Origin of the sequence: Roseibium sp., from assembly GCF_048260565.1 — a bacterium.
In the GTDB taxonomy this organism is placed as follows: Bacteria; Pseudomonadota; Alphaproteobacteria; order Rhizobiales; family Stappiaceae; genus Roseibium.
Genome location: NZ_JBLXGP010000002.1, coordinates 206950 through 231714, shown reverse-complemented (window position 1 = coordinate 231714; position 24765 = coordinate 206950). Strand labels below are relative to the sequence as shown.

Here is a 24765-nt window from a genome sequence, read left to right as displayed (position 1 = left end):
TACGGCCTCTAACGACCCAGCAACAGCAGCAGTATCGCGCCGACGATCAGCAGGCAGCCGGCCAGTTCGGCGCGGTTGATCTTTTCGCGAAAGACGAACCAGGACGCGGCAAGCGTGAACACCAGTTCGATCTGGGCCAGTGCCCGGACATAGGCGACCTGCTGCAGGGTCATGGCGGTGAACCAGCCGGCGGACCCTGCCGCCCCGGCCAGGCCGACCCAGATCGATATCTTCCAGCTCCGCAGACTGGCGACAAGCTGGTGCGGATCCCGCCAGGCCATCCACAGCGCCATGACCACAGTCTGGAACAGGGTCACGCAGGCCAGCGAAAAGGCTGCCTGCATCAGGAAGCCCGGGCCGCCGAGGGACAGGGACGCAACCCGGACGGCGGCCGCGGAGGCGCCGAAACAGGCGGCGGATGCGAGGCCGATCAGCGCCGGCTTTCCGACCAATGCGGATCCGAGTTCGCGCAGGTTCGACGGCGTCTTGGCCAGAGAGATCATCACCACACCGAGAACACCGACAGCGATGGCGACGGCCGCTGCGGGGGTCACGGTTTCGCCCAGCATGATCAGCCCGAACAGGGCCGCCTGAACCGGCTCCGTCTTGGAATAAGCGGTTCCGACCGTGAAGTTGCGGTAGGAAAACAGGTGGACAAGCAGGAAGGTCGCGACGATCTGCGCCAGACCGCCGAAGGCTGCAGCCAGGAGAAACGGTCCGTTTATGTGCGGCAGATCGAATCCGGCGACGATATACAGGCCTGCCACATAGAGGAGCGCGAAGGGAAAGCCGTATCCGAACCGGACAAAGGTCGCGCCTGTGGTTCCCAGCGTCCCTTTGAGGTGCTTTTGCAGGGCCGAGCGCAGGTTCTGGCAAAAGGCGGCAAAGATGGTGATCGGGATCCAGAGTTCCATTGCGTGGCCTTGCCTTTATGCCGGAGCCTTGTCCGGTGTCATCGATTGGTCAAAGGTTTAGCCGCCAGCGCGATCGGCGCAATTGACTTGTGCTCAACCGACCGGATGCGTTCCGCCAATCGGTCACAGCCGTTTTCGGCATCGCCACGCTTGACACTTCGCCGTCCCGCGGCTTAGGTCCGGCAACCGTTTCAACTGCCTTTGCCGGAGACAAGACCCAAGATGACAATCGATCTTGCCAGACTCGCCGAAACCATCGACGCGGCATTCGAGGATCGCGCCAATATCGATACGAAAACGACCGGCGATGTCCGCAATGCTGTCGAAAAGACGCTGAACCTGCTCGACAACGGCCAGATCCGTGTCGCCGAAAAGAAGGGCGACGACTGGGTTGTCAACCAGTGGGCCAAGAAGGCCGTGCTCCTGTCCTTCCGCCTCAATGCGATGGAAGTGATCAAGGGCGGCCCCGGCAGTGCCTCCTGGTGGGACAAGGTTCCGTCCAAATTCGACGGCTGGGGCGCCATCGATTTCGAGAAAGCGGGTTTCCGCGCCGTCCCGAACTGCACCGTGCGCCGCTCCGCCTTCATCGGCAAGGGCGTGGTGCTGATGCCGTCCTTCGTCAACCTCGGCGCCTATGTGGATGAAGGCACCATGGTCGACACCTGGGCGACGGTGGGCTCCTGCGCGCAGATCGGCAAGAACGTGCACCTGTCCGGCGGCGTCGGCATCGGCGGCGTGCTGGAACCGCTGCAGGCCGGTCCGGTGATCATCGAGGACAATTGTTTCATCGGTGCGCGCTCGGAAGTCGTCGAAGGCGTCGTCATTCGCGAAGGCGCCGTGCTTTCCATGGGCGTCTATATCAGTGCCTCCACCAAGATCATCGACCGCAACACCGGCGAGGTCTTCATCGGCGAGGTTCCCGCCTATTCGGTCGTGGTTCCGGGCAGCATGCCCGGCAAGCCGCTGCCGGACGGCACCCCGGGCCCGAGCCTCTACTGCGCGGTCATCGTCAAGCGCGTCGACGAACAGACCCGCTCCAAGACCTCCATCAACGACCTCCTGCGCGACTGATCGGTCCGCGGCATCGCTTTAAAAGCCCGCTCTCCTGGAGCGGGCTCAAGTTGCCAACATTACTTCACACTCTCCATAGTCACCCCGGTCAAGCGAAAGCGCGAACCGGGGCCGGGGAGGCAGAAGCCTGGCGGCTTTGAGGGGATATCCTGACCAAAACCGTGGCTCGCCGGTCCCGGATCTCCGCTGACGCTTCGTCCGGGATGACAAAATCAGGCTTTGATATGCTGTTCAGCTCGCTCTCCCGGAGCGGGCTTTTTTCATCAAATCGCGCTGGCGTCTTCCAGCACGAGCGCGAAACGGTCGGCGAGTGCCGTGAGGGCCGCGCGGTGCACCTCCGCTCCGCTTAAAGTCCCGCCTCCCGGAACGGGCAGCGCACGGCTGGTGCAGGCGTTGGCGACGACGGCGGAGGAATAGCCCAGGTCGAGGGCCGCCCTGACCGTACTTGAAACGCACATGTGGGTCATGAACCCGGCTACGATCAGTTTGCGGACGCCCAGTCCGGAAAGCCGCTCCTGAAGATCGGTGCCAGCAAAGGCATTCGGCAGCCCCTTGCCAACGACGATTTCTCCGTCTGTCGGCTCGGCGACACCGCAGAACTTCCCGCCCTCGGCCTCAATATCGAACAGCCCGCCGGGCCGGCCGACATGGCGGACGTGAATGACGGGAAAGCCGAGTTCCTTCGCCCGTTCGCGCAGGCGGCTCACTTCCGCGAGTGCCTTGTCGATTCCCTCGAGCGGAAGGGCTCCGGTGACATATTCCTGCTGGGCGTCGATCAGAATGACGGCGGCTTCGCCGGCGGCCGGCGTCGTCCATCCGGGTGCACCGGCGAGTTCCATCAGGGTTTTCGGGCGATTGCGATCAGAGTCGGTCATGCTTGTCTCCTGTCATTTGCAGAGGACAATAACCTGCTCCGAACCTTGCAAAAACGCTCGTTATTGCAGGATAAATCTGCATAATTGCAGGAATGAGTGACTGGAATACCTATCATCTCGTGCTGACACTGAGCCGGGCGGGCACGCTGGGTGCAGCCGCACGGGAACTGGGCGTCAATGAGACGACAATTTCACGCCGGCTGTCTGCTGCCGAAAGCGATCAGGGCGCAACCCTGTTCCGACGGGAGGGCCGCACACTCGTGCCGACGGAAGCGGGACGTATGTTGCTGCAGGCGGCGCAGGCCATGGAAACCGCCCTTCTCAAACAGACCACAGACCGCAACACACAAACGGGACATGTGCGCATCAGCACCGTTCCCTTCGTACTGGATTACCTGATCGCTCCGCAGCTGCCGGACTTCTGCGAGCGCTTTCCCGGCATCACCCTTGAATGTGCAGCAGCGACCGGAACGGCGAGCCTGGCTCAGCGAGAGACGGATATCGGCCTGCGCCTTGCCCGCCCGACGGACGGCAAGCTCATCATACGCAAGGCGATGGATATCGGCCTCCGTCTTGCCGTCAGCGGGCGGCACAGGTCCTCCCGCCCAATCGCGGACTTCATCACCTATGACAGCGCCCTCGACACGCTGCCGGAAATCGCCGCCATCAGGTCCCACTTCAAGGGCGAACCGCGCCTGCGGCTCGGCACCCTTTCCGCAGTGTTGCAAGCAGTGAAGGCAGGTGCGGGCGCGGCGATGCTGCCCGACTGGCTGATCAGCGGAGACCCGGATCTCATCGAGATCGATCCGCCCGTTCGCGCGTCCCGCGAACTGTGGATCGCCGTTCACGAGGACCTTATCGACCGGCCCGTGATCCGAACCGTGCTGACCTGGCTTTCGGAAATCCTCGGCCGGCCCAGGTCATGAGCGGGGAACCTGCCCTATCCCAACATCCGGACGACAGCCTGCTCAATCACGATTGAAAGCACCATGTCCAGCACGACGATGCCCACTGTCATGCTGGTGCCGGTTTGCAGGGTGATGCGGGTGATGTTGAATTTGTACCAGAGAATGGCGATGAACGCGCTTACGATTACCAGGGACACGATTCCCAGCGGAATGATCCCCGCAAGATACAGCAGTCCGGCAAGCGCATAAGGAACGACAACCAGCAGACTGCTCCAGTTGCGCACGATGACGAAGTCCACGTAGCCTCGGGCAATCCCGAGCGAACGGGCCAGAAACGCCAGCACGACAGGTAGCAGGATCCAGTCCAGAAAAGATGCCGCCAGTTGCGACGTCCAGAAGAGGCCGTCCGGAAAAATGTCCACGGTCAGGTCGGTCTCTTCCAGGTACATTTTCCTTTCCATCAGCCCTGTGATCCCGACGACCGGCAGGAGCAGGAAAAACACGCCGAAAGATCGCCAGAAGCCCTCCAGGCTTCGGTCGAACCAGAGCATGCCTTCGGGCCGGTTTTTCAACAAAAGCCAGGAGCCGGTCAGAGCACGCGCAATTTCCTGCCCGGTGATCATGGTTCAGAGCGTCCCGGCATTTGAAAAATACCTCTCCAGAAAGCGGCGGTAGATGGCTGCAAGCCGGTCCAGATCGTCAATGGCGACGCATTCGTCGACCTTGTGCATGGTCTGGCCGACAAGGCCGAATTCCACAACGGGACAATAGTTCTTGATGAAGCGGGCATCGGACGTGCCGCCGCCGGTGGAAAGTTCCGGCGCCCGACCGGTCGCGGCTTCGACGGCAGCCTTCAAAGTCTCGATCAGGGTGTCGTCGCGGGTCAGAAAGGATTCGCTCGCATCGCGCTTGAATTCGATGGACCAGCCCAGACCTTCCGGTGCCGCAGCTTCAAGTGTCTCCAGGATCTTCGCCCGGAGCGTTTCAATCGTCCATTCGTCGTTGAAGCGGATGTTGAAGCGCGCCTCGGCCCGCGCCGGAATGACGTTGAACGCCGGGTTGCCGACATCGACCGTGACGATCTCCAGGTTGGACGGCTGAAACCGGTCGTTGCCCCGGTCGAGGACAAGCGCATCGAGCGCGGCCATAAGCTTCAGCAGGCCCGGGATCGGATTGTCGGCCAGGTGCGGATAGGCGACATGGCCCTGGGTGCCCTTCACCGTCACGGTTCCGGAAAGCGATCCACGTCTGCCGACCTTGATCGCATCGCCCAGCCGGTCCGGATTGGTCGGCTCACCGACGATGCAGGCGTCGAATTTTTCCCCGTTCGCTTCGGCCCATTCCAGCAGCTTGACCGTGCCGTTGACCGCCGGCCCTTCCTCGTCGCCGGTGATCAGGAACGAGATCGTTCCGCCGAAGTTCGTGCCCCGTTCCTTGACGAAATCAAGTGCCGCGGCGGCAAAGGAGGCGATGCCGCCCTTCATGTCGACCGCGCCGCGTCCATAGAGGACACCGTCCGCGATCGTCCCCTCGAAGGGGCCATGCGCCCAGTCGCCCTCGTTTCCGGGGGGCACCACATCCGTGTGGCCGGCAAAGACGAAATGGGGACGACCGGAGCCGATGGACGCGAACAGGTTTTCCACGTCCGGCGTGCCCTCATCGGCGAAGACGATTCGCTCGACCCTGAACCCGGACGCCTTGAGGAGCGTTTCCAACGTTACCAGTGCGCCGCCCTCGGCGGGTGTCACGGAGGGACAGCGGATGAGGTCGCGGGCAATGGCGGTGGCGGAGGAAAGCTGGTCGGTCATTGCGGTCTTTGTCGTTGGAATACGGGAGGCAGGATCGTCAGACGTTCCGCCGGTAGTAACTGTCGGGTGCGGGACCATAGCGGTTGGGCCCGGGCGCGCTTCGAATGAACCCCAGAACGATGACGGTGATGAAATCGACTCCGGGAACCAGGATCAACAGCGCCACGAACCCGGTCACACCGATATCCTGACAACGCTTGATCACCAGCGCCAGCACAACCCAGGTCAGAGCAAAAAAGAGCAGGGGAAACAGCGGATTGGATTCCGCGAAATCGCTGGGATTCAATTCGCTCAAAGGCAGGGACGGATCGAGGGTTTTCCACCACATGTGCATGGGAATGAGGGAAACAAGCCAGACCAGAAACACACCGTGCCAGTAGGCACGCTGGGAAATTCGCCCGATCGGGCTCAGCAACGCCCAAGCGACACCTGGGGTCAGATTCGCGGGGCGGTCGTTGATCGCCATGAAGGCTCCGTGGTTGTCCGTCTTGCGATATGCGATGCGACGTTCGTTCAGGCTTAGGAGTTAGTGGCATCCGCGCTCCGGATCAAGCCGTCGATGTGCCGCGTGAATCCGACTGATCCTCCCCAATTCATAACGCTGCGTAATGGTTTTTACGATTGGACAGATCGATTTCACGCGTCATGATGTCTCAGGCTTTCCGTGGGACGAAAGCCTGGGAGGACAAAAATGACAGAAAATACGCAAAATACTGCGGTATCGGCGCGCCCGGTGCTGCGCAAGGATCCCGTCGTTCGGCAGATCACCGCAAATGATGTTATCGACGCGCTCGCCGCGGGCCTGCGCGATTTCAAGGCGGCGCCGAAATACGGACTGGCGATCGGCATTTTCTTCACCGTTGGGGGGCTTCTGGTCATTCTGACTGCGTCTGCGCTCCACATGAGCTACCTTTCCTATCCGCTTGCCGCCGGCTTTGCCCTGGTTGGTCCGTTCACCGCCATCGGCCTTTACGAGGTCAGCCGGAGGCTTGCGGCCAACGAACCGTTGAGCTGGTCGTCCTTTCTGGGCGTCATGTGGCAGCAGAAGGGCCGCGAGATTTCCTGGATGGCCTTCGTGGTGCTCTTCATCATGATCATGTGGATGTATCAGGTGCGGCTGCTGCTGGCGCTGTTCATGGGACTGCGCTCATTCGCCTCCTTCAACGAATTCGTCACCGAGGTGATCAGCACGCCGGAAGGGTTGCTGTTTCTTGCGGTCGGCCATGGGGTCGGCGCGATCCTGTCCCTCATCCTGTTCTCGCTGACCGTGATTTCCTTCCCGCTGCTGCTGGAGGACGACCGGGACTTCATTACCGCGATGATCACCAGCGTGCGCGCCGTCGTAACGTCTCCGGTGCCGATGATCGGCTGGGCACTGGTGGTCACCGTGACCCTGATCATCTCCATGGCGCCTGCCTTCGCCGGCCTCGTGATCACCTTGCCGATACTCGGGCACACCACCTGGCATCTCTACAAGAAATGCGTGGCCCCGCCGGAGGACGCGGCGTAGCACGTGCCTTCCGAGATTACCTCTGCCATGGGGTTTCGGAATTCGGAAGATGAAACACCCGGTGAAGGTGCAGAAACGAAATGCTTCACCGCCCGCTCCCATCTCCCCCCTCAAGGAGGGAGACGGGAGCAAGGGGCATAGCTGTCGTGCCCCTTTACCCGTTGGCGAGGGAACAAAACCGTCTGATTCCGTTGAAAAATGAGAGGCTTCAGGTTTCCGGCGCGGCTTCCGCGTTATCCCGCTTCGCCTGTCGGGCGCGTGCGATGTCTTCTTCGGGGCTGCGGTAGTCGACATGCGTCAGATAAAGGCCGTCGGCGGGCGCGACCGGGCCGCAGGCTATGCGGTCGCGGGCGGCCAGGGCGGCACGAACGTCGTCCGCCGTCCAGCGCCCGTCGCCCACGAGACGAAGGGTCCCTACCATGGAGCGGACCTGATTGTGCAGGAAGGAGCGGGAGGCGCATTCCGCGATTACCATCTGCCCTTCCCTACGCACGGAGAAGGTCTCCAGGGTCTTTTCGGGGCTCTTTGCCTGACAACGGGTATGGCGGAAGGTGGTGAAGTCGTGGTGGCCGACGAAGACCTGGGCCGCCTCGTGCATGGCATCCGCATCGAGGTCCGCTTTCACATGCCAGGCAAGGCCCAGTTCATGGGTGAGCGGCGGCACCCGGTTGTAGATACGATAGCGGTAGGACCGGCGGATCGCCGAAAAACGGGCATCGAAGCCTTCGTGCATTTTCTCGCAGGCCAGGATGGCGACCGGATCGGGCTGGCAGTGGAAATTCAGCGCCCCCATGACCGTTTTGGCCGGCCAGTCCTTGGTCAGGTCCACATGGGCCACCTGCCCCAGGGCATGCACGCCGGTGTCCGTTCGGCCGGCCCCGCCCACGGCGATCTCCTCGCCGCAGAAGGCCTTGACCGCCCGTTCGATCACAGCCTGGACGGCTGGGCCGTTCGCCTGGCGCTGCCAGCCGACGAACGGCCGGCCATCATATTCCACTGTCAGCTTGTAGCGTGGCATCGAGGCCTTACTCGAATTCCTGGAAAGGCGTGGCGAAAGCCACCTCGACAGGCAGGTCCCGCTCCCCCGCCTCCGTCAGCGCGCAGGCCATGAAGGCGGCGCCCGCGTAAGGCGCCTGAACCTTCTTGGCCAGTTCCGCATCGAAGCCGAACCGGGGATAGTAGGTCGGATGCCCGAGCACCAGAACCAGGTCCTCGCCTTTCTCCTTCATCGTATCCAGCGACGCCCGGATCAGCGCGGAACCGATACCCTGGCGCTGAAGCTCCGGCCAGACGGACACCGGCGCAAGGCAGACAATCGAAAGATCCTGACCGGGGCCGACACCCGCCGGCGTGACACGGCTGTAGGCGACGTGCCCGACCACCTTGCCTTCCGGGGTCACGGCCACCTGTTCCAGCACCAGTGCCCCGCAATGGCGCAGCGTATGCACGAGCCGGGCCTCGGTTTCCTGATTGAACGCGGCGGTGACAAGCGCCTTTACGACCGCTTCGTCGGCCGGTTCCACCGATCTCACCGTCAAGGTCGAGGCATCAATCTCAGCGCTCATCAATCCGTTCCTGTCATGTCCGATCCGCGCTTATGCCAGCTTGTCGCCGGCGGCAAGCTTGGCGCCACGCTGAAATTCCTCACCCGTCATCGGCTTCTTGCCGGCCCGCTGGACCTGTACCAGCCGGATGCCGCCCTGACCGCAGGCGATGACCGGGCCGCCGTCGACACTTGTGACCGTACCGGGCTCGCCTGCAGCTTCCGCCAGGGCGCTGCGCAGGGTCTTGACCCGTTCCGTCTTGCCGGAGAGCGTCATCTCACACCAGGCGCCGGGAAAAGGTGACAGGCCCCGGATATGATCATGCACGGTCTTGGCCGGAGCCGTCCAGTCGATCCGGGTTTCCTCTTTCGACAATTTGGCCGCATAGGTGACGCCCTCTGCCGCCTGGGGCGTCTCGGTCAGGGCGCCACGCGACAGAGCGGCGAGCGCGCGCACCATCAGGTCGCCGCCGAGACCGGAAAGCCGATCGTGGAGTTCGCCGGCGGTCATGTCCGGCCCGATCTCGACCGTCTCCGACATGCAGACGGGACCGGTGTCCAGCCCCTCTTCCATGCGCATGACCTGAACGGCGGTTTCCGTATCACCCGCCATGATGGCGCGGTTGATCGGAGCAGCCCCGCGCCAGCGCGGCAGGAGCGAGGCATGCAGGTTGAGACAACCCTCGCGCGGGGCGTCCAGAACAGCCTTGGGCAGAAGCAAGCCGTAGGCCACCACCACGGCCACATCGGCCTCCAGATCGCGGAACGTCTTCTGTTCTTCAGGGTCCTTGAGCGAGACGGGTGTAAAGACCGGAATGCCGAAGGTTTCGGCGGCCTCATGCACCGGTGACTTCTTCACCTCCATGCCCCGGCCCGCCTTGCGCGGCGGCTGGGAATAGCAGGCGACGACCTCATATCCCTGGCCGACGATTTCCATCAGCGTGGGGACGGAGAAGTCCGGTGTTCCCATGAAAACGACGCGTAATGACATGATGCCTCGGACCGGTTGAACGTTTCCGCCCTTATGGACGCTCAGGCCAATCCGGGCAACAGGGCTTTCAGGCTTCCGACCATCATTTCCATGGAGATGGCGGCGAGGATCATGCCCATGATCCGGCTCATCACGCTGGTCGCGGTCTGGCCCAGCACCTTGTTCAGCAGCGGCGCTGCGATGAAGGTTGCGCCGAGAAGGGCAATCGCCCCGCCGAGGGCCGCGACATAGGCGATGTCCTGCGGAATGGTCTCCGCCTGGCCTCGAAAGATGATCAGTGTGGAAATCGTGCCCGGTCCGAGCAGGATCGGCACGGTCAGCGGATAGATGGCCGGATTGTCCTGCTCCGCATGATGGGCCTGCTCCTTTTCGGTCCCCCCATGGGTGGAGCTCTGTTCGCCGGACAGTAGATTGAGCGCGATCAGCAGGATGAGGAACCCGCCGGCAAGCCGGAAGGCGTCGAGGCTGATGCCGAAAACTTTCAGGATCGCGGGGCCGGACAGGGCGATGATCGCACCGCCCACCACGAGGCCGATGATCACCGTGATCGCCACGTTGCGCTGGGACGCGGGGTCCCGGTCGGAGGTCAGAGACAGGAACACCGGCAGGTTCGCGATCGGGCTCATGATCGCGAACAGCGCTGCAAACATCTTCAGGAAATATGCCAGATCCATGCAGCGCGCCCCCGGCTGTTCTGTTAGCCCTTGGCGGACTGCTTCGCCTGCTTGACGAATTTCTTCATGACCCGGTCGCGCTTCAGCTTCGACAGATAGTCAATGAACAACTTACCGTTCAGATGGTCGAGCTCATGCTGGATGCAGGTGGCCAGCAGGCCGTCCGCTTCCATTTCCTGGTCGGAGCCTTCCCGATTCTGGAACTGGACCTTCACCCGGGCCGGCCGCTCGACATCCTCGTAATATTCGGGGATCGACAGGCAGCCTTCCTGGTAGACGGAGGTCTCCTCGCTCGACCAGACGATCTTCGGATTGATGAAGACGATCGGGTTCTTCGGCTCGTCTTCCTTGGCCACATCCAGGACGAAAAGGCGCTGCAGGATGCCGATCTGGCTGGCGGCAAGGCCGATGCCCGGTGCTTCGTACATGGTCTCCAGCATGTCGTCGGCCAAGGCGCGCACGCTGTCGTCCACCTTGGCGACCGGCTTGCAGACCTCGCGCAGGACCGGATCGGGGATAATGATGATGTCTCGTTTCGTCATGGGTTTCAAATAGTAAAAGGCCGGCCTCCGGTCAATCCGAAAGCCCGGCCCGACCGGAATTTTGCCTTGCTTCGCAAATGCAGGCAAACGCTGCATTCCGGACCGAATCGTTCTATGTTTGTTTCATGCAACATATCCTTTTTGTATTCGGCGGTCGCCCGTTCACGGTTCTTGAGGTGGGAAGTGCAGGCGGGCTCGCCCTGCTGGTCATCATCTTCTGGCTGGTCTGGGGCATTCTGCGCCAGGTCCGGAACCGGGCGGAGGCCGACGGCGCCGCTGCGGAACGCATCCACGAGCTGGAAAGCCATCTGTCCCAATTGCTGAAATCGCAAGGGGAAATGACCGGCCGCATGCAGACCATGGCGGAGGTGTTCGGATCCCGCCAGTCGGACATGATGCGCGCCGTCAACGACCGGCTCGACGGCATGGGGCACAAGCTCGGCCTGTCCATGGCGAATACGACCAAGAGCACGCACGAGGGCCTGCGCCAGCTGCACGAACGGCTGGCGGTGATCGATCGGGCACAGAAGACCATCACCGACCTGTCGGGCCAGGTGGTGGAACTGCAGGCGATCCTGTCCAACAAGCAGACCCGCGGCGCCTTCGGCCAGGGGCGCATGGAAGCGATCATCCAGGACCAGTTGCCGCCAACCGCCTATGATTTCCAGGCAACGCTTTCCACCGGCGTGCGGCCGGACTGTCTTGTGCACATGCCCAACGGCGCGCCGTCGCTTGCCATCGACGCCAAATTCCCGCTGGAAGCCTTCAACCTCATCCGCAAGGCCAAGGCGGAAGAGGACCTCAAATACGCGCAGGCCCAGTTCCGCAAGGATTTTACCAAGCACATTCAGGACATCCGGGAAAAATACCTGGTGCCGGGCGAAACACAGGACACGGCGTTCCTGTTCGTGCCGTCGGAAAGCGTGTTCGCGGAACTCAACGAGAATTTCGAGGACCTGGTGCAGAAGTCCCACCGGGCCCGGGTGGTGATCGTCTCGCCGTCGCTGCTCCTGTTGTCGATCCAGGTGATCCAGGCCGTGCTGCGCGACGCCAAGATGCGCGAGCAGGCCCATCTCATCCAGGCGGAGGTCGCCCACCTGATGGACGATGTCGGCCGGCTGAACGACCGGGTGGTCAAGCTGCAGACCCATTTCGGACAGGCCAACAAGGACATCGACCAGATCCTGATCTCGACGGACAAGATCACCAAACGCGGCCAGAAGATCGAGGACCTGGAATTGGGCGAGCTTCCGGAAGCAGAGAAGAAAGAAGACCTGCCCCGTCCGAACCTGTCGCTGCAGGGTTAGTGCGTGTTGCCGAAAACATTATCAAGATGCATGTTGAGGTATAAATATTTTTCAGTATTTATTCGTGCAGGATATAAAGACTTGAAATGATATATGAATTTTTCTTCTCAAATTTCTATTTTTTTACCGGTGTTATCGTTTTCCTGTTTTTTGTCATCTCGGGAATAAATAAAAAACGGCTTTATATTGGCTGCCTACTTATACTCCCGTCAGCCGTATGCTTCATAGTAGAAGCTTCCAATTTCTGGTCTACAAAAAAATATTTCACAGGAGACTTCGATCACTTATCGATAGTAGATTTCGAACTACTTTATACTTATATTATGATAGGATTTCCAACTTTTATTTTTACGCCAGTTATTTTATTTTTTATCTCGATCAGGATTTTTAGATTGGGAAATTACAATTCCCCTCGACATCTATACGTAAAGATTTTTTCCTTTTGGGCAGCAATCTCAGTCCTGTTCTCCGCGATAGGTTTTGGCACCATTCTCGCGATCGGCTCATCGTAATTATAACTAACGAGAGATACCCCAAGTCTCGGCGCCCAATTGGGAAGTCGTCAAAGGATATCACTCGCGAGTGTCATAACCGGGACCATTTTCGTTATCTGACTTGGCGTCTTAACCTCCGCATCCCGGTCACATTGCCGAATTCGTTTTCTGCGATCCGGGCGACCGCCCGGTCCAGCGGTTCGCTGGCAACCGTCATGGTGTGGCCGTTCGCGTGAAGAAGCCGGTTCGGGCTCTGAACGATGCCGACATGGCCTTTCCAGAAGACGAGATCGCCGCGTTGGAGCGCATCGAGGTCGGACGTATCGATTGCTTCACCTGCGCCCGCTACCTGCATGTCGCTGTCGCGCGGAACATCATACCCACCGGCCTGGGCGGCGAGCTGGACGAGGGCCGAGCAGTCGAGCCCCAGACTTGAGCGCCCGCCCCAGAGGTAGGGGGTGCCGAGAAATTCCTCGGCGACAGCGACCCAGTCCGTCTCAAACTGATCCAGCCCGGCAAGATGGCGGGCGACGACGGCGGAGCCGTCGCTCAAGAGCGCATAATCCAGGCCGCGGGTCGTTGCGCGCCCCGTGACGGTCACCTTCGCCCCCATGGAAATCAGGCCGAGAGGAGGAAATTTCAGGTCCGGGCCGGGATAGCGGTAGGTGCGCAGGGCCCGCACGATATGGGTCGAGGCTTCGAGGGCCCCAAGTCCGTCGGAGGAAAACCAGCCGACATAACCGTCGGTCTCCAGCTGGCCCCAGGCCCAGCCTTCCATGGTTTCCTCAAAGACCGTGACGGTCTCGCCGAACAGAAGTTCGGTGTCGATCGACTTGTCGCGCCGGGGTTCGGGCCGCATGGACAGCCGGTCGGCGGTGACCTGTTTCACGGTGCCGTCGACGAAGCGATCGGCTTGAACGCGCCCCTCGTAGGCGCGGGCCGCAAGGTCCGGCCGGACGGGGTGAATGCGACGGTCGAATTTTTCAGACATGTCCTGATCCTGAAGCGGATGGCCTATCGGGGCAGTTCGCGCGCCTTTTCGGAAACCAGATCGCCGAGATGCTCCAGATAAAGGGCGCCGTCGACGGTTCTGGTGATGATGACGTTGCGCTTGTCGGCCTCATCGCGCTTGCGTGACAGAAGCCGCATGCCACCCAGCGTGTCGAGCGCCCGGGTGATCGCGGGCTTGGTGACGTTCAACTTGGCGGCAAGTCCGCGCACCGTATGGGGCGGCGGTTCCAGGTAGACCGTCAGCAGGATCGTCAACTGGCGTGCGGACAGGTCCTGCTCGCTGTCGCGAACAAGCGCCAGATTGACGTCATGCATCAGTTTCAGCGCCTGCGAGGCGCGCAGCTCGACCGCCATCTGCGGAGACTTCCCGTTCCGTTAGTTTTCAAGACTAGCAGAACAGGAAATTGTTTCGGAGCCGTTATTTTTTGTCCGAATATCTGTCGCTGATCAGATCGAACAGGCAGCGGATGCCCTGCGCCTCGCCGCCGGCCGGCTTGCCCGGCTTGTCCATGGGCGTCCAGCCATAGATGTCGAAATGCACCCAGGACTGCGCTTTCTCGACAAACCGCGACAGGAACAGGGCTGCCGTGATCGAGCCGGCAAATCCCGCACCGGTGGTGTTGATGTGGTTGATGTCGGCGATCTTGCTGTCGAGATATTTCATATATGGCTGCCATAGCGGCAGACGCCACAGCGGATCGGCACTGGCCTCCGAGACCAGCGCGAGTTCCTCCGCAAGATCCTCGTCATCGGTGAAAAACGGCGGCAGATCGGGCCCGAGCGCGACGCGGGCCGCGCCGGTCAGGGTCGCCATATCCACCAGAAGATCCGGCTCTTCCTCATCAGCGAGAGCAAGTGCATCGGCCAGCACCAGCCGGCCTTCCGCATCGGTGTTGCCGATTTCGACGGTCAGTCCCTTGCGGCTCGGCAGGATGTCGCCGGGACGGAAAGCCGATCCGGAGATCGCATTTTCGACGCAGGGCACGATGACGCGCAGGCGCACGGGCAATTCAGCGGCCATGATCATAGCCGCAAGACCGAGGACGTTCGCGGCGCCGCCCATGTCTTTTTTCATCAGCAGCATGGCGCTCGACGGCTTGATATCGAGACCGCCGGTATCGAAGATGACGCCCTTGCCGACCAGGGTCACCTTGGGCGCGTCCTCCGGTCCCCATGTGAAATCCGCAAGACGCGGTTCGCGGCTCGACGCGCGGCCGACCGCATGGACCATCGGAAAGCCCCGTTCCAGCAGCGCTTCACCCTCGATGATCTCGCCCGTTCCGCCGTTTTCGACGAACAGCGACCGGATTTCGGCCGCCAGTTCCTGCGGCCCCAGATCGTTCGCCGGAATGTTGATCAGGTCGCGGGCGATCTGAACGCCCTTGAGGATCGCATCGACCCGCGCAAGGTCGACGGTCGCTGGGACGACAAGGCGGGCGCGGGCGGCGCCGTTCTTGCGGTATTTCTCAAACCGGTAGGAGGACAGGGCAAAGCCGAGCACCGCGAATTCAGGATCGGGAAAACCATCGGCAAACGCATAGTCCCCGGCGGGCAAAGAGGCGACCAGCCCGCCGAAGGCGAAAGGCTGGGCGGAGCCGTTCTCCCCGGCTGCAAACAGCAGCGCGGAGCCTGCCTCGTTGACCGCTGGCACCAGGAGACTGCTTCCCGCCGCTGCCTGGAAACCGTTGCGTTTCGCCCAATCCGCAGCCGGTTGTCCAAGGCCTGCGAGGACCGCTTCCAGATCGTCCTCCCCGACGGCAATGACCGGTGTCGGCTGCTGGGCTTCATTTTCGCGGATCAAGGCTTCACGCACGGCGGGCTCCCGGAATGTTGGATGTCACGGTTCACAGGTACGCATCCCGGACGCGCTTGGCAATATCCGGGACGGGGTATGCCGACCCGACAAACCGGCTTAACCATCCATTAGGGTTAATAAACTACTGATTTGAAGAACAGAACGTTCCGTGAAGCTCATGTGTCGAGGTGTCAGAAATGACCCAGAAAGCTCAACGTAAAACCCGCCGGCGCGCCCGCTACCTGCCGCTGGCGGCCGCGATGACCGCAGCCGTGCTGCTGACCGGTTGCGCATCCTCCAGGAACAACAGCGTCGGCACCCATTCACCGAGCAACAGCCTGACCTATGCGAAACCGGGTTCGAACGCCGCCATGCGGGCGGTGTCTTCCTGGGGCGGCAAATACGAGAAAGACAGCAAGGACCGCGCGACGATCCTCGGCTATGCCAACGCGCTACAGCAGAACGAGCAGATCGAGCAGTCCATGGCCGTCCTGCGCGCCGCCGTCATCTCCAACCCGAACGACCGCGAGATCGCCTCGGCTTACGGCAAGGTGCTGGCCATGAACGGCCGCTTCGACGAGGCGCTCAATGTTCTCCAGCGTGCCCAGACACCGCAGATGCCGGACTGGAAGCTGATGTCGGCACAGGCCGCCATCTACGACCAGATGGGCAATCACGAACGCGCCCGCGGGCTCTATCACCAGGCGTTGAAAATCGCGCCGAACGAACCGACGTTGCTCAACAACCTCGGCCTGTCCTATCTTCTGTCCAACCAGTTGCCGGAAGCCGAGTACACGCTGCGTAAGGCGGCCGCCCTGCCCGGCGCCGACAGCCGCGTGCGTCAGAACCTGGCGCTGGCGCTCGGCATCCAGGGGAAATTCGCCGAGGCCGAACAGGTCGCCCGTTCCGAACTGGACCCGAAACAGGCGGAAGCCAACATCGCCTATCTGCGCGACATGATCGCGCAAAGCCGCAGCTGATACGGCTTTTCAAGAAAATTGAGACAATGACATGAGCGCGCGCACGAAAGATCGTGCGCGCGCTTTTTCATTCCGGCCAGCCTTGCTGAAGGGTCTTATACCAATCGTGTTTGATCATGACCCATCTGATGGACCTGACCTGTCTGCCGGCTAGGCGCGTCGCGTAGCGCGACCCACGTGGTCGGACAAGCGGCGCAACGCTGTCCGGCGGGCAGGTCAGCTCCACCGAAGGCCGCGTTTTCAAACCGCCCGGACGTCCGTCCCGCTTTTTGGCCGATGCCCCGCATCGACCTGCAAAACGCTCCTAGCCGACCGATCCGAAAACGCGGTCAGATGGGTCATAATCAAACACGATTGGTATTACTTGAAGGCGTCCATGGCCTGCATGACCGCAGGGCCCATGATGACGAAGAACAGCACCGGCAGGAAAAACACGATCATCGGAACCGTCAGTTTCGGCGGCAGGGACGCGGCCTTCTTTTCCGCTTCCTGCATGCGCTGTTCGCGGTTGTCGTCGGACATGACGCGGATGGCGTGGCCGACCGGCGTGCCGTAGCGTTCCGCCTGGATCAGCGCCATCATCACGTTCTTGACGCCGTCGACACCGGTCCGCTTGGCCAGGTTCTCATAGGCCTGCCTGCGTTCGCCCAGATAGGAGAGTTCGGCGTTGGTCAGCGTCAGTTCCTCGGCGAGCGGGATCGACTGCGTGCCGATTTCCTCCGCGACCCGCCGGAACGCCTCTTCGATGGACATGCCCGATTCCACGCAGATCAGCATCAGATCGAGCGCATCGGGCCAAGCCCTGCGAATGGACAGCTGACGCTTCGAGATCGCGTTCTGGATGTAAAGGTTCGGCGCGAAGACGCCGATGCCGCCGACGAAGAGACAGGCGGAAATCTTGGTGATCGCCGGCGTGTCGGAAGGCAGCACGGCAAAGGCGTAGACAAGGGCGAACAGGAAGAGCACGCCTGGAATGGCAATACGCGCGAACAGGAAGGTGTAGAGCGGCCCCGTTCCCCGGTAACCGGCCATGCGCAGCTTGTCCTGGGTGGTTTCGTCCGCAAGCCTGGTCTTCAGGTTCAACCGGTCGACCAGGTTCTTGACCTGCTCCTTCGGCTGCGTCGAACGCAGGGAGGCGCGGGCATCGGTCTTTTCCGTTGCAAGCCGCGCCCTCTCCTTCGCGCGCAACTTGTCGCGCTCCAGGGCGACCGACTTCATCCGGGATTTCAGCGTGTCCCGCTCGAAGATCGGCATGACCACGGTGAACAGGGTTCCGGCCACGGCGACCAGGGTCAGGAAGGCGACCAGAAAGTTGCTGCTGGCGATGCTTGTGAGATCGAACATCATCTTACCTTAGAAGTCGAAGTTGATCATCTTGCGCATCACCATGATGCCCACGAACATCCAGAAAATACCGCCTGCGATGATCAGGTGACCGGCCGGTCGCGTGAACAGCAAGGAAATATAGTCCGGCGCGACCAGATAGATAATGACCGAGACGACGAACGGCAGCGACCCGATAATGCCGGCGGATGACTTGGCTTCCGCACTGAGGGCCTTGATCTTGCGTTGCAGAGCCTTACGGCTTCTGAGCACCTTGGACAGATTGCCGAGCGCTTCGGACAGCCCGCCGCCGGCCTTTTGCTGAATGGCAACGACGATGGCGAAGAAGTTGGCCTCCGCCAGCGGCACCCGATCGGGCATGCGCCCGACCGCATCCGTCAGCGAGATGCCCATGACCTGGGTTTCGACGATCTTGCGGAATTCCCCGGCAACCGGCTCGCGCGCTTCCTTTGCGACGATCTTGATGCAATCTCCGAGAGGAAGACCGGCCTTCACGCCGCGTACGATGATGTCGACCGCATTCGGCAGTTCGTCGAGGAAGGCGTTGAACCGCCGCTTGCGCTTGAAGCTGACGAACCAGCGTGGAAAGCCGAACCCGCCGACGAAACCGATACCAAGCGCAATCAGCATGTTTTGGCTGACAATCAGGCCGATCAGCGCGCCGACGACGGCGGACGCGATGCTGAGATAGATGAAGTGCTTGCGTTCCCAGGCAAGCCCTGCCTGTTCCAGGCGGACCGACAGGGAAGGCCTTTTCTGTTTCTGCAGTTTCGCCTTCTGCCGCTCCTCGAAGTCCTTCAACTGGTCCTGGACGGACTTGCGCCGGCGGTCGCCGTCGCCAACCTTCTTTCTGAGTTCGACAGACTGCGGCCGGGCGGCAATTCCGCTGAGGCGCTTGTCCCTGCGCCGCGACCCCGACAGGAGCGGCTGGAACAAGGCATAGATCACGCCGCCGATGCTCAATGCCACGAGGACCGCGACGGCGACGCCGGTTACCCCGGGTGTCATAAATGGCTCGAAGGCTTCCATTCACCGTGCCTCAGTCATCTGTGTATTCAGGCATTTCGGAAGCGTCCAGCGCCTGGGCCAGGCGGTTTTCCTCACCGAAGTAGCGTGCCCGCTCCCAGAACCGCGGACGCCCGATCCCCGTGGACCGGTGGCGGCCGATGATGCGTCCGCTCGGATCTTCCCCGATCATGTCGTAGACAAACACATCCTGGGTGATGATCACGTCGCCTTCCATGCCCATAACCTCGGTCACATGGGTGATCCGGCGCGAGCCGTCGCGAAGGCGCGCGGCCTGCACCACGACATCGATGGACGAAACGATCATTTCCCGCAACGTGCGGGAAGGCAGTGAGAAGCCGCCCATCGTGATCATGGATTCCAGACGCGACAAGGCCTCGCGCGGCGAGTTGGCGTGCAAGGTGCCCATGGACCCGTCGTGGCCGGTGTTCATGGCCTGCAGGAGGTCGAAGGCCTCCGGTCCGCGCACCTCGCCGACGATGATCCGCTCCGGACGCATACGCAGGCAGTTCTTCACCAGGTCACGCATGGTGATCTCGCCCTCGCCCTCCAGGTTCGGCGGGCGGGTTTCCAGGCGGACCACATGCGGCTGCTGCAGCTGCAGTTCCGCGGAGTCTTCGCAAGTGATGATGCGTTCGGTGCTATCGATGTAGGCGGTCAGACAGTTCAGAAGCGTCGTCTTACCGGAACCGGTACCGCCGGAAATCAGCACGTTACAGCGCGAGCGCCCGATGATCTGAAGGATCGTCGCCCCTTCCGGCGTGATCGAACCGTATTTGACCAACTGATCGAGGGTCAGCTTGTCGCGCTTGAATTTACGGATAGTGAGGGCGGGACCGTCGATCGCCAGCGGCGGGGCGATGACGTTCACACGAGACCCGTCCGGAAGGCGGGCATCACAGATCGGGCTTGAATCGTCGACCCGGCGGCCGACCTGGCTCACGATCCGCTGACAGATGTTCATGAGCTGCGCGTTGTCGCGGAAGGAGATGCCGGTCTGCTGCATCTTGCCCTCGGTTTCGATGTAGACCACATCGGCGCCGTTGACCATGATGTCGGCGATGTCATCGCGCGCAAGCAACGGTTCCAACGGACCGTAACCCAGAACATCGTTGCAGATGTCCTCCAGCAGATCTTCCTGCTCGGCAATGGACAGGACGACATTCTTCAGGGCGATGATGTCATTGACCACATCGCGGATTTCGTCGCGCGCATCTTCCGGCCCCAAACGGCTGAGCTGGGAAAGATCGATCGCCTCGACCAGAGCGTTGAAGATCTGCGCCTTGGTTTCGTAATACTCGCCTGACTTGCGGCGCTTGGCTTCCTGCTTCGGCGCCGGCGCCTGGGGCTGCGGCTCCACGATCGGCTTTTCGGGCGGCGGCGCGGCGACCTCTACCGGAATCTCGCGTTCCTCGCGCATCTCCGGCAAGTCGGCAGTCGCAGACGGCTCCGGCTCGGGCGCAGTTTTGGGCTGCACCGGCGCGACGGGCCGGACAGTCGCTGCTCCGTTTGACGTTGAACCGCGTCTACCGAACATGGCGGCAAATATCTCCGTTACACAATCCGAGTTGGGCCTATCGGCCGGTCAGTTTCGACAAGAGCGATGAGATCCCGGGTTTCTTGATCTTGCCCGGGTTGGATTTTCCGGAGACCACATGGGCGATTTCGGTAAAGACACCGGCAACCGGGTTCTTCGCTTCCAGTTCCGCAATCATCTGGCCGTTGTTCGCAGCCGTTCCGAAAAGCTGCGGTTCGAAGGGGATCGAAAGCAGCGACGTCATTCCGAGCGCCGTTGCGAATTCCTCCGGCTTGATTTCCGGCCGCTTCGGCACGTTCACCCGGTTCATCACCAGGAGCGGCAGGCGGTCGTTCGGCCGCAACTGCTTGAGCGTGTCGACGACGTTCTTGGCATTGCGCAGGTTCGCAAGGTCGGGCTCGGCCACCATGACCACCTCGTCGGCGTTGACCAGGACATTCCTGACCCAGGCATTCCAGGCATGGGGCACGTCCAGCACGATCGTCGGCGTGCTGGCGCGCATGGTGTCCATCAGAAGCTCGAACGAATGCTCGCCGTAGTCATAGGTGCGTTCCAGAGAGGCCGGCGCTGCCAGCAGGCTCAGGTGTTCGGAGCATTTCGACAAAATGCGGTCGAGAAGGGTTTCGTCGAGCCGTTCGGGAGCCGAAATCGCTTCATAGATACCCTGCAGCGGATCCTGATTGTAGTCGAGGCCGGCCGTCCCGAAGGCCAGGTCGAGGTCGGCGACCACCGTTTCGTTCTGGTACTCCCGCGCCAGCGCCCAGGCCGCGTTATGGGCGACGGTCGATGCGCCGCATCCGCCCTTCACCCCGAAAAACGCTACCGTGCGGCCCAACGGTTCGGACTGCGGGTCTCCGTAAAGATCCCCGATCGCGCGTATCAACTGATAGATGTCGAGCGGCGTGATCAGATATTCGCTGACGCCGCGATGCATGAGCTCGCGGTAGAGCGTCACGTCGTTCACATCGCCGATGACGATGACCTTGGTTCCGGCATCGCAGTATTCGGCGAGCTGATCGAGTTCGGTCAGGATATCGCCCTGGTTGCCGCTGGTTTCGACGATGATGAGGTTCGGCGTCGGCGCCTGCGCATAGTGTTCGATGGCCGCCGGGATTCCGCCCATATGGACCTTCACATGGGCCTTCGTCATCCGGCGGTCTTCCGCCGCGGCTTCGACCGTCCGGGTCGTCGCGTCGGACAGGCAGAAGCCCTGTACGGAAATCCGCGGGATCGGGTGGGTCTCAAACCGGTCCTCGGGACGATGCTGGGTGCTCTCCGGCATACCATCCTGGCCCAAGTCCACGGCGTAGTTCGCCATATCCATGTCGATGCTCATGACCCTTCCTTACTCAGACACCTGGGCGCCTACGCCTTCCTTGTAATCGGATGCCGTTTGCTTGCCCGCCCTGTAGTTCTCGAACACAATGGCGCGGCGTTGCTGATCCGGCGGCTGAACCGCCCTCGGCGTGACCAGATCAGCGGGATTGGAAACGATCGCGGCCAGGTTCGCCTGGGTTGCGCAGCCGAAGTTTTCGTAATCGATGTTTCGATTGAACTCGCCGCCCATGTTTCTCGGCCATTCCCCACAAGGGCCGGCTGTCGCCATGACCCGCGGATAGGACAGGCGGATCGGCGCGTCAGCCGATGGGTCCTCCACGGAATAGCTGCGGGTTGTAACCCTGTTGCCGCCGACACCACCGCGTTTCAGGGCGCTTCGGATATGAGGAACGACCGAATGTACAGCCGCCTCGTTACCGGCACCCGCCGGTACCAGGATCTCGACCCGCCCGTTGCCGTTCCTGCGCGATTGCGCGGCGAAGGCGGTGATGGTCTCCGACAGCGGCGCATTCAGATTGCGGGTGTTGTATCCGATCGGCAGATCCAGCGTTTCCGGTTGTTCGGTGACGACGATCGGGTGGCGAAGCCTGTAGTCATTGGCCGCCAGCAGGCTCGTGTCCGTGCCCTGCGTCTGGGACTGACACCCGGCCAGGGCAACGACCACCGCGCCCGTGAAACCGGCTCGGGCCACAAACGAGGACAGCTTCTTCATCAATGGCTTCATCTGCCGTACCTCACTTGTAAATAAATCCGACCTGGCCCTGGTAGGTCCCGGTCTCCGGCTCTCCCGGGCGGCGGAAAATCTTGTTCAGACGGTTCAGGAACACGGTTTCGGAGTCGCTGGCCGGCATCAGGTTCTGATCCGGCCGAACCAGTTTGCTGGCCGCCACCGGATTGACCGTATAGGGGGTCACGAAAACCACGAGTTCCGTCTGCTGGCGCAGGAAGTCGCGGCTTTTGAACAAGGCCCCCAGGATCGGCAACTGCATGAGGCCGGGTATCCCGTTGATCGACTGCTTGTAGGATTCCTGCAGCAGTCCGGCCATCACCAGCGTTCCGCCGGACGGCAGCTCGATCGTGGACTCCGCCCTGCGGACCTTGAGCGCCGAAACGGTGATGCCGCCGGTCGTGATCGCGCCGTCACTGGACAGTTCGCTGACTTCCGTCTTGACCCGGAGGCTGACCCGGCCGGCGGACAGGACGACCGGCGTGAAGTCGAGACCGACACCGAATTTCTTGAATTCGATCGAGATATCGCCGTCCGTCTGGGCGACCGGGATCGGAAATTCGCCACCCGCCAGAAAGCTTGCGTTCTCGCCGGATATCGCGGTCAATGTAGGCTCCGCAAGGGTCCGGATCACCCCGTCGCGCTGCAAAGCCTCGATACTTGCGGAAAGGCTCGTACCGCCGGCAACGAAGTTCCCGCCCGCAATGGCCTGAGACACGATCGAGGAGTTTACCGGGAAGGTGGCGGAATTGTTGAACCCCCCCGTATAGTTGCCGACACCGATGGTGCCGCTCAGGTTGACACCGAGCTGTTTGACGATCGACCGCTCCACTTCGGCGACAGAGACTTTCAGATAGACCTGATCCTCTCCCTCCACCGAGATCATGTTCAAAACGTCGGATGCTTTCACGCCGTTTCCGGCGAACCGGGCCGCGATATCGGCAGCACGCTGCGCATCGGCGGTGCTGCGGGCGGTCCCCGACAGGATGATGTTGCCGCTCATGGCGTCAGCCATGATGTTCGACTTGGGGACGGCCCGGCGGATCAGCGCGGTCAGGTCCGAGGTATCCGGTTCGACGCGCAGGTTGAAGGTCGCAAGCTCCCTGCCACTCCGGCTGAACAGAACCAGATTGGCCTGGCCGGTCTTGTTGCCGAGAACGAAAACGCGATGCTGCGTGCGGACCACCGCATCGGCTATTTCAGGATTGGAAACCAGAACGTCGGCGACTTCCTCTGCAATGTCGATCACCACGGAACGCCCGATCCCGACGCGCAGGAGGCGTTCGGACACCCGCTCCCCGGCGGCAACATGAACCTGTTTGGGAAAGCTGTCTCCGGCCTGCGCTCCCTCAAGGGAGAGCAGACTGGCTGCGAACAGGGACAGGATCAGGACGGCGGACCGCATCATACCGGTACCTCGTCCTCCCGCTTTTCGGTTTGTTGCATTGAGAAACTTCGTCATTGCGTGCCCGCCTGACTTGAAACGCCGTATTTCACAAAATTGACTCCCCCCCGGCGACGGACAGGTCCATTGTCGTCATCCGAGGAATCCTGGGCACTTCGCAGGGCCAGGGAAATGGTGCCGAGCTGTTGGGACTGGGCAACGATTTCAGCCTGTTCCGGACTCAGTTCCAGAGTTGCCGTCCGCTTCGGCGAGAGGGACTTTTCGTCCTTTTCGCCGGCCGTCGTCGTGTCGATTGCAAGGACGCGAATGTTTTCGAGGAAGGTTTCGCTCAGGACCGTGCGATCCTCGTTCTGCTGGGTCAGGATCAGATCGACCTTGTCGCCTGGCAGAATGAACCCGCCAGCCGTGGTTTCCGCTTCAACCCCGACGGCGATCGCCCGCTTTCCTTTCGGCAGAATAGACGCCATGAACCCTTTGTCGGTGTTGATGAGACGCTGCGACCGGATCGGCTCTCCCTGATAAATGGGGGCCTTGGCAATGTGCCCGACATAGGTCTCACTCGCTTTCGGATCATTTGCGTGCGTTATCGCGCCGGGCGGAACCGCATCGCTTGGCCAGTCAGTCCAGGAAAGACTCTTTGCCGCCAGTTTCTGTCCCAGACCGATATCCTTGGCCGCGACCAGAACCTTTTCTTTTTCCGACTTGGCGGGCGTTTCCGTCGCCACCTTTTTCGGCGCCGGCGATTGGCTGGTCATAACCATGCGCGCCGCCAGGAGACCTGCCCCGAGCGCGACACCAAGAACCAATAGTCGTGCGTACTTCATCACTAAACTCGCAAAATGACGCGCAACGTTCTGCGCAGCTGACCATCATCTTGGAGTCCAATTCGTCAAAACATGGTTAATTAGATATGAGGAAATATCGTAAAGAACTTTTAACCTTATTGAAGAATTTATGAATACGTT

Annotated in this window: 25 protein-coding genes; 5 read left to right on the top strand and 20 right to left on the bottom strand. The window is 61.4% G+C overall.

The genetic code is table 11. The features are described from left to right. Window positions 1-8: 8 nt before the first annotated feature. Window positions 9-914, bottom strand: a complete 906-nt coding sequence (locus ACN0SO_RS05755; protein ID WP_417675476.1) for an EamA family transporter — start codon at window positions 912-914, stop codon at window positions 9-11. A gap of 222 nt (window positions 915-1136) precedes the next feature. Between ACN0SO_RS05755 and dapD the strand changes: the two genes are divergently transcribed. Further along, window positions 1137-1985, top strand: a complete 849-nt coding sequence (gene dapD, locus ACN0SO_RS05750) for a 2,3,4,5-tetrahydropyridine-2,6-dicarboxylate N-succinyltransferase (protein WP_417675474.1) — start codon at window positions 1137-1139, stop codon at window positions 1983-1985. Between the two features lie 263 nt (window positions 1986-2248). On the opposite strand, the gene ACN0SO_RS05745 is transcribed toward dapD, so the two are convergent. Next, a complete protein-coding gene (locus ACN0SO_RS05745; RefSeq protein ID WP_417675472.1) occupies window positions 2249-2860 on the bottom strand; it encodes a cysteine hydrolase family protein in 612 nt (203 codons plus the stop codon). Window positions 2861-2952: 92 nt separating this feature from the next. Between ACN0SO_RS05745 and ACN0SO_RS05740 the strand changes: the two genes are divergently transcribed. Continuing rightward, window positions 2953-3786 carry a LysR family transcriptional regulator gene (locus ACN0SO_RS05740; protein WP_417675470.1) on the top strand — a complete coding sequence of 278 codons (834 nt, stop codon included), beginning with the start codon at window positions 2953-2955 and terminating at the stop codon, window positions 3784-3786. 14 nt (window positions 3787-3800) lie between these two features. Here the strand turns inward: ACN0SO_RS05740 and ACN0SO_RS05735 are convergent, their stop codons facing one another. From ACN0SO_RS05735 to ACN0SO_RS05725, 3 genes are read right to left on the bottom strand one after another with little or no spacing between them, the layout of a single operon-like run. Then, window positions 3801-4391: a hypothetical protein gene (locus ACN0SO_RS05735; protein WP_417675468.1), complete on the bottom strand. Its 591-nt coding sequence runs from the start codon at window positions 4389-4391 to the stop codon at window positions 3801-3803. A 3-nt stretch (window positions 4392-4394) separates the two neighbouring features. Beyond that, window positions 4395-5576, bottom strand: coding sequence for a succinyl-diaminopimelate desuccinylase (gene dapE / locus ACN0SO_RS05730; RefSeq protein ID WP_417675466.1), 1182 nt, complete (start codon window positions 5574-5576; stop codon window positions 4395-4397). Window positions 5577-5613: 37 nt separating this feature from the next. Beyond that, the gene (locus ACN0SO_RS05725) at window positions 5614-6042 is read right to left on the bottom strand and encodes a DUF805 domain-containing protein (RefSeq protein WP_417675464.1); all 429 of its coding nucleotides are present in this window, start codon (window positions 6040-6042) and stop codon (window positions 5614-5616) included. A 225-nt stretch (window positions 6043-6267) separates the two neighbouring features. Here ACN0SO_RS05725 and ACN0SO_RS05720 point away from each other — a divergent pair, with 225 nt between their 5' ends. Next, window positions 6268-7086, top strand: coding sequence for a DUF2189 domain-containing protein (locus ACN0SO_RS05720; RefSeq protein ID WP_417675462.1), 819 nt, complete (start codon window positions 6268-6270; stop codon window positions 7084-7086). A gap of 208 nt (window positions 7087-7294) precedes the next feature. Here ACN0SO_RS05720 and truA read toward each other — a convergent pair whose 3' ends face one another. The 5 genes from truA to def are packed head-to-tail and all read right to left on the bottom strand — an operon-like array spanning window position 7295 to window position 10836. After that, the gene (truA, locus tag ACN0SO_RS05715; RefSeq protein WP_417675460.1) at window positions 7295-8104 is read right to left on the bottom strand and encodes a tRNA pseudouridine(38-40) synthase TruA; all 810 of its coding nucleotides are present in this window, start codon (window positions 8102-8104) and stop codon (window positions 7295-7297) included. 7 nt (window positions 8105-8111) lie between these two features. Continuing rightward, window positions 8112-8651, bottom strand: coding sequence for a GNAT family N-acetyltransferase (locus tag ACN0SO_RS05710; protein ID WP_417675458.1), 540 nt, complete (start codon window positions 8649-8651; stop codon window positions 8112-8114). A 30-nt stretch (window positions 8652-8681) separates the two neighbouring features. Continuing rightward, entirely contained in the window at window positions 8682-9620 is a 939-nt protein-coding gene (fmt, locus tag ACN0SO_RS05705; protein WP_417675456.1) for a methionyl-tRNA formyltransferase, read from the bottom strand. Between the two features lie 41 nt (window positions 9621-9661). After that, window positions 9662-10294 carry a MarC family protein gene (locus tag ACN0SO_RS05700; protein ID WP_417675454.1) on the bottom strand — a complete coding sequence of 211 codons (633 nt, stop codon included), beginning with the start codon at window positions 10292-10294 and terminating at the stop codon, window positions 9662-9664. 23 nt (window positions 10295-10317) lie between these two features. After that, window positions 10318-10836 carry a peptide deformylase gene (def, locus tag ACN0SO_RS05695; RefSeq protein WP_417675452.1) on the bottom strand — a complete coding sequence of 173 codons (519 nt, stop codon included), beginning with the start codon at window positions 10834-10836 and terminating at the stop codon, window positions 10318-10320. Between the two features lie 125 nt (window positions 10837-10961). Between def and ACN0SO_RS05690 the strand changes: the two genes are divergently transcribed. Next, complete coding sequence (locus tag ACN0SO_RS05690) at window positions 10962-12143, top strand: DNA recombination protein RmuC (RefSeq protein ID WP_417675450.1); 1182 nt, start codon at window positions 10962-10964, stop codon at window positions 12141-12143. 606 nt (window positions 12144-12749) lie between these two features. On the opposite strand, the gene ACN0SO_RS05685 is transcribed toward ACN0SO_RS05690, so the two are convergent. The 3 genes from ACN0SO_RS05685 to ACN0SO_RS05675 form a co-directional block, all read right to left on the bottom strand. Beyond that, window positions 12750-13628 carry an NlpC/P60 family protein gene (locus ACN0SO_RS05685; protein WP_417675448.1) on the bottom strand — a complete coding sequence of 293 codons (879 nt, stop codon included), beginning with the start codon at window positions 13626-13628 and terminating at the stop codon, window positions 12750-12752. A 23-nt stretch (window positions 13629-13651) separates the two neighbouring features. Continuing rightward, complete coding sequence (locus ACN0SO_RS05680) at window positions 13652-14002, bottom strand: MarR family transcriptional regulator (protein WP_417675446.1); 351 nt, start codon at window positions 14000-14002, stop codon at window positions 13652-13654. Between the two features lie 64 nt (window positions 14003-14066). Then, window positions 14067-15461, bottom strand: coding sequence for a leucyl aminopeptidase family protein (locus tag ACN0SO_RS05675; RefSeq protein ID WP_417675444.1), 1395 nt, complete (start codon window positions 15459-15461; stop codon window positions 14067-14069). Window positions 15462-15640: 179 nt separating this feature from the next. Here ACN0SO_RS05675 and ACN0SO_RS05670 point away from each other — a divergent pair, with 179 nt between their 5' ends. Further along, window positions 15641-16423: a tetratricopeptide repeat protein gene (locus tag ACN0SO_RS05670; RefSeq protein ID WP_417675442.1), complete on the top strand. Its 783-nt coding sequence runs from the start codon at window positions 15641-15643 to the stop codon at window positions 16421-16423. 360 nt (window positions 16424-16783) lie between these two features. On the opposite strand, the gene ACN0SO_RS05665 is transcribed toward ACN0SO_RS05670, so the two are convergent. Genes ACN0SO_RS05665 through cpaB form a run of 7 tightly spaced genes read right to left on the bottom strand, consistent with a single transcriptional unit; the run spans window position 16784 to window position 24624 of the window. After that, window positions 16784-17767, bottom strand: a complete 984-nt coding sequence (locus ACN0SO_RS05665) for a type II secretion system F family protein (protein ID WP_417675440.1) — start codon at window positions 17765-17767, stop codon at window positions 16784-16786. Window positions 17768-17776: 9 nt separating this feature from the next. Continuing rightward, entirely contained in the window at window positions 17777-18775 is a 999-nt protein-coding gene (locus ACN0SO_RS05660; protein ID WP_417675438.1) for a type II secretion system F family protein, read from the bottom strand. Window positions 18776-18806: 31 nt separating this feature from the next. Continuing rightward, window positions 18807-20330 (bottom strand): ATPase, T2SS/T4P/T4SS family, encoded by a 1524-nt coding sequence (locus ACN0SO_RS05655; protein ID WP_417675436.1) that lies wholly within the window; start codon window positions 20328-20330, stop codon window positions 18807-18809. 37 nt (window positions 20331-20367) lie between these two features. After that, window positions 20368-21648, bottom strand: coding sequence for an AAA family ATPase (locus ACN0SO_RS05650; protein ID WP_417676391.1), 1281 nt, complete (start codon window positions 21646-21648; stop codon window positions 20368-20370). 27 nt (window positions 21649-21675) lie between these two features. Next, window positions 21676-22380: a CpaD family pilus assembly protein gene (locus ACN0SO_RS05645; RefSeq protein ID WP_417675434.1), complete on the bottom strand. Its 705-nt coding sequence runs from the start codon at window positions 22378-22380 to the stop codon at window positions 21676-21678. 22 nt (window positions 22381-22402) lie between these two features. After that, window positions 22403-23803: a type II and III secretion system protein family protein gene (locus ACN0SO_RS05640; protein ID WP_417675432.1), complete on the bottom strand. Its 1401-nt coding sequence runs from the start codon at window positions 23801-23803 to the stop codon at window positions 22403-22405. A gap of 50 nt (window positions 23804-23853) precedes the next feature. Beyond that, complete coding sequence (cpaB, locus tag ACN0SO_RS05635; protein WP_417675430.1) at window positions 23854-24624, bottom strand: Flp pilus assembly protein CpaB; 771 nt, start codon at window positions 24622-24624, stop codon at window positions 23854-23856. Between the last annotated feature and the right edge of the window lie 141 nt (window positions 24625-24765).

What these genes read in the sequence shown, in the direction of transcription:
- dapD (WP_417675474.1), top strand. Translation starts at nt 1,137, where the DNA reads ATGACAATCGATCTTGCCAGACTCGCCGAAACCATCGACGCGGCATTC.
- ACN0SO_RS05725 (WP_417675464.1), bottom strand. Translation starts at nt 6,042, where the DNA reads ATGGCGATCAACGACCGCCCCGCGAATCTGACCCCAGGTGTCGCTTGG.
- ACN0SO_RS05665 (WP_417675440.1), bottom strand. Translation starts at nt 17,767, where the DNA reads ATGTTCGATCTCACAAGCATCGCCAGCAGCAACTTTCTGGTCGCCTTC.
- ACN0SO_RS05755 (WP_417675476.1), bottom strand. Translation starts at nt 914, where the DNA reads ATGGAACTCTGGATCCCGATCACCATCTTTGCCGCCTTTTGCCAGAAC.
- ACN0SO_RS05645 (WP_417675434.1), bottom strand. Translation starts at nt 22,380, where the DNA reads ATGAAGAAGCTGTCCTCGTTTGTGGCCCGAGCCGGTTTCACGGGCGCG.
- ACN0SO_RS05680 (WP_417675446.1), bottom strand. Translation starts at nt 14,002, where the DNA reads ATGGCGGTCGAGCTGCGCGCCTCGCAGGCGCTGAAACTGATGCATGAC.
- ACN0SO_RS05735 (WP_417675468.1), bottom strand. Translation starts at nt 4,391, where the DNA reads ATGATCACCGGGCAGGAAATTGCGCGTGCTCTGACCGGCTCCTGGCTT.
- ACN0SO_RS05650 (WP_417676391.1), bottom strand. Translation starts at nt 21,648, where the DNA reads ATGGCGAACTACGCCGTGGACTTGGGCCAGGATGGTATGCCGGAGAGC.
- ACN0SO_RS05720 (WP_417675462.1), top strand. Translation starts at nt 6,268, where the DNA reads ATGACAGAAAATACGCAAAATACTGCGGTATCGGCGCGCCCGGTGCTG.
- ACN0SO_RS05660 (WP_417675438.1), bottom strand. Translation starts at nt 18,775, where the DNA reads ATGACACCCGGGGTAACCGGCGTCGCCGTCGCGGTCCTCGTGGCATTG.
- ACN0SO_RS05690 (WP_417675450.1), top strand. Translation starts at nt 10,962, where the DNA reads ATGCAACATATCCTTTTTGTATTCGGCGGTCGCCCGTTCACGGTTCTT.
- ACN0SO_RS05745 (WP_417675472.1), bottom strand. Translation starts at nt 2,860, where the DNA reads ATGACCGACTCTGATCGCAATCGCCCGAAAACCCTGATGGAACTCGCC.
- truA (WP_417675460.1), bottom strand. Translation starts at nt 8,104, where the DNA reads ATGCCACGCTACAAGCTGACAGTGGAATATGATGGCCGGCCGTTCGTC.
- ACN0SO_RS05700 (WP_417675454.1), bottom strand. Translation starts at nt 10,294, where the DNA reads ATGGATCTGGCATATTTCCTGAAGATGTTTGCAGCGCTGTTCGCGATC.
- ACN0SO_RS05685 (WP_417675448.1), bottom strand. Translation starts at nt 13,628, where the DNA reads ATGTCTGAAAAATTCGACCGTCGCATTCACCCCGTCCGGCCGGACCTT.
- ACN0SO_RS05710 (WP_417675458.1), bottom strand. Translation starts at nt 8,651, where the DNA reads ATGAGCGCTGAGATTGATGCCTCGACCTTGACGGTGAGATCGGTGGAA.
- ACN0SO_RS05655 (WP_417675436.1), bottom strand. Translation starts at nt 20,330, where the DNA reads ATGTTCGGTAGACGCGGTTCAACGTCAAACGGAGCAGCGACTGTCCGG.
- def (WP_417675452.1), bottom strand. Translation starts at nt 10,836, where the DNA reads ATGACGAAACGAGACATCATCATTATCCCCGATCCGGTCCTGCGCGAG.
- cpaB (WP_417675430.1), bottom strand. Translation starts at nt 24,624, where the DNA reads ATGAAGTACGCACGACTATTGGTTCTTGGTGTCGCGCTCGGGGCAGGT.
- ACN0SO_RS05670 (WP_417675442.1), top strand. Translation starts at nt 15,641, where the DNA reads ATGACCCAGAAAGCTCAACGTAAAACCCGCCGGCGCGCCCGCTACCTG.
- ACN0SO_RS05740 (WP_417675470.1), top strand. Translation starts at nt 2,953, where the DNA reads ATGAGTGACTGGAATACCTATCATCTCGTGCTGACACTGAGCCGGGCG.
- dapE (WP_417675466.1), bottom strand. Translation starts at nt 5,576, where the DNA reads ATGACCGACCAGCTTTCCTCCGCCACCGCCATTGCCCGCGACCTCATC.
- fmt (WP_417675456.1), bottom strand. Translation starts at nt 9,620, where the DNA reads ATGTCATTACGCGTCGTTTTCATGGGAACACCGGACTTCTCCGTCCCC.
- ACN0SO_RS05640 (WP_417675432.1), bottom strand. Translation starts at nt 23,803, where the DNA reads ATGATGCGGTCCGCCGTCCTGATCCTGTCCCTGTTCGCAGCCAGTCTG.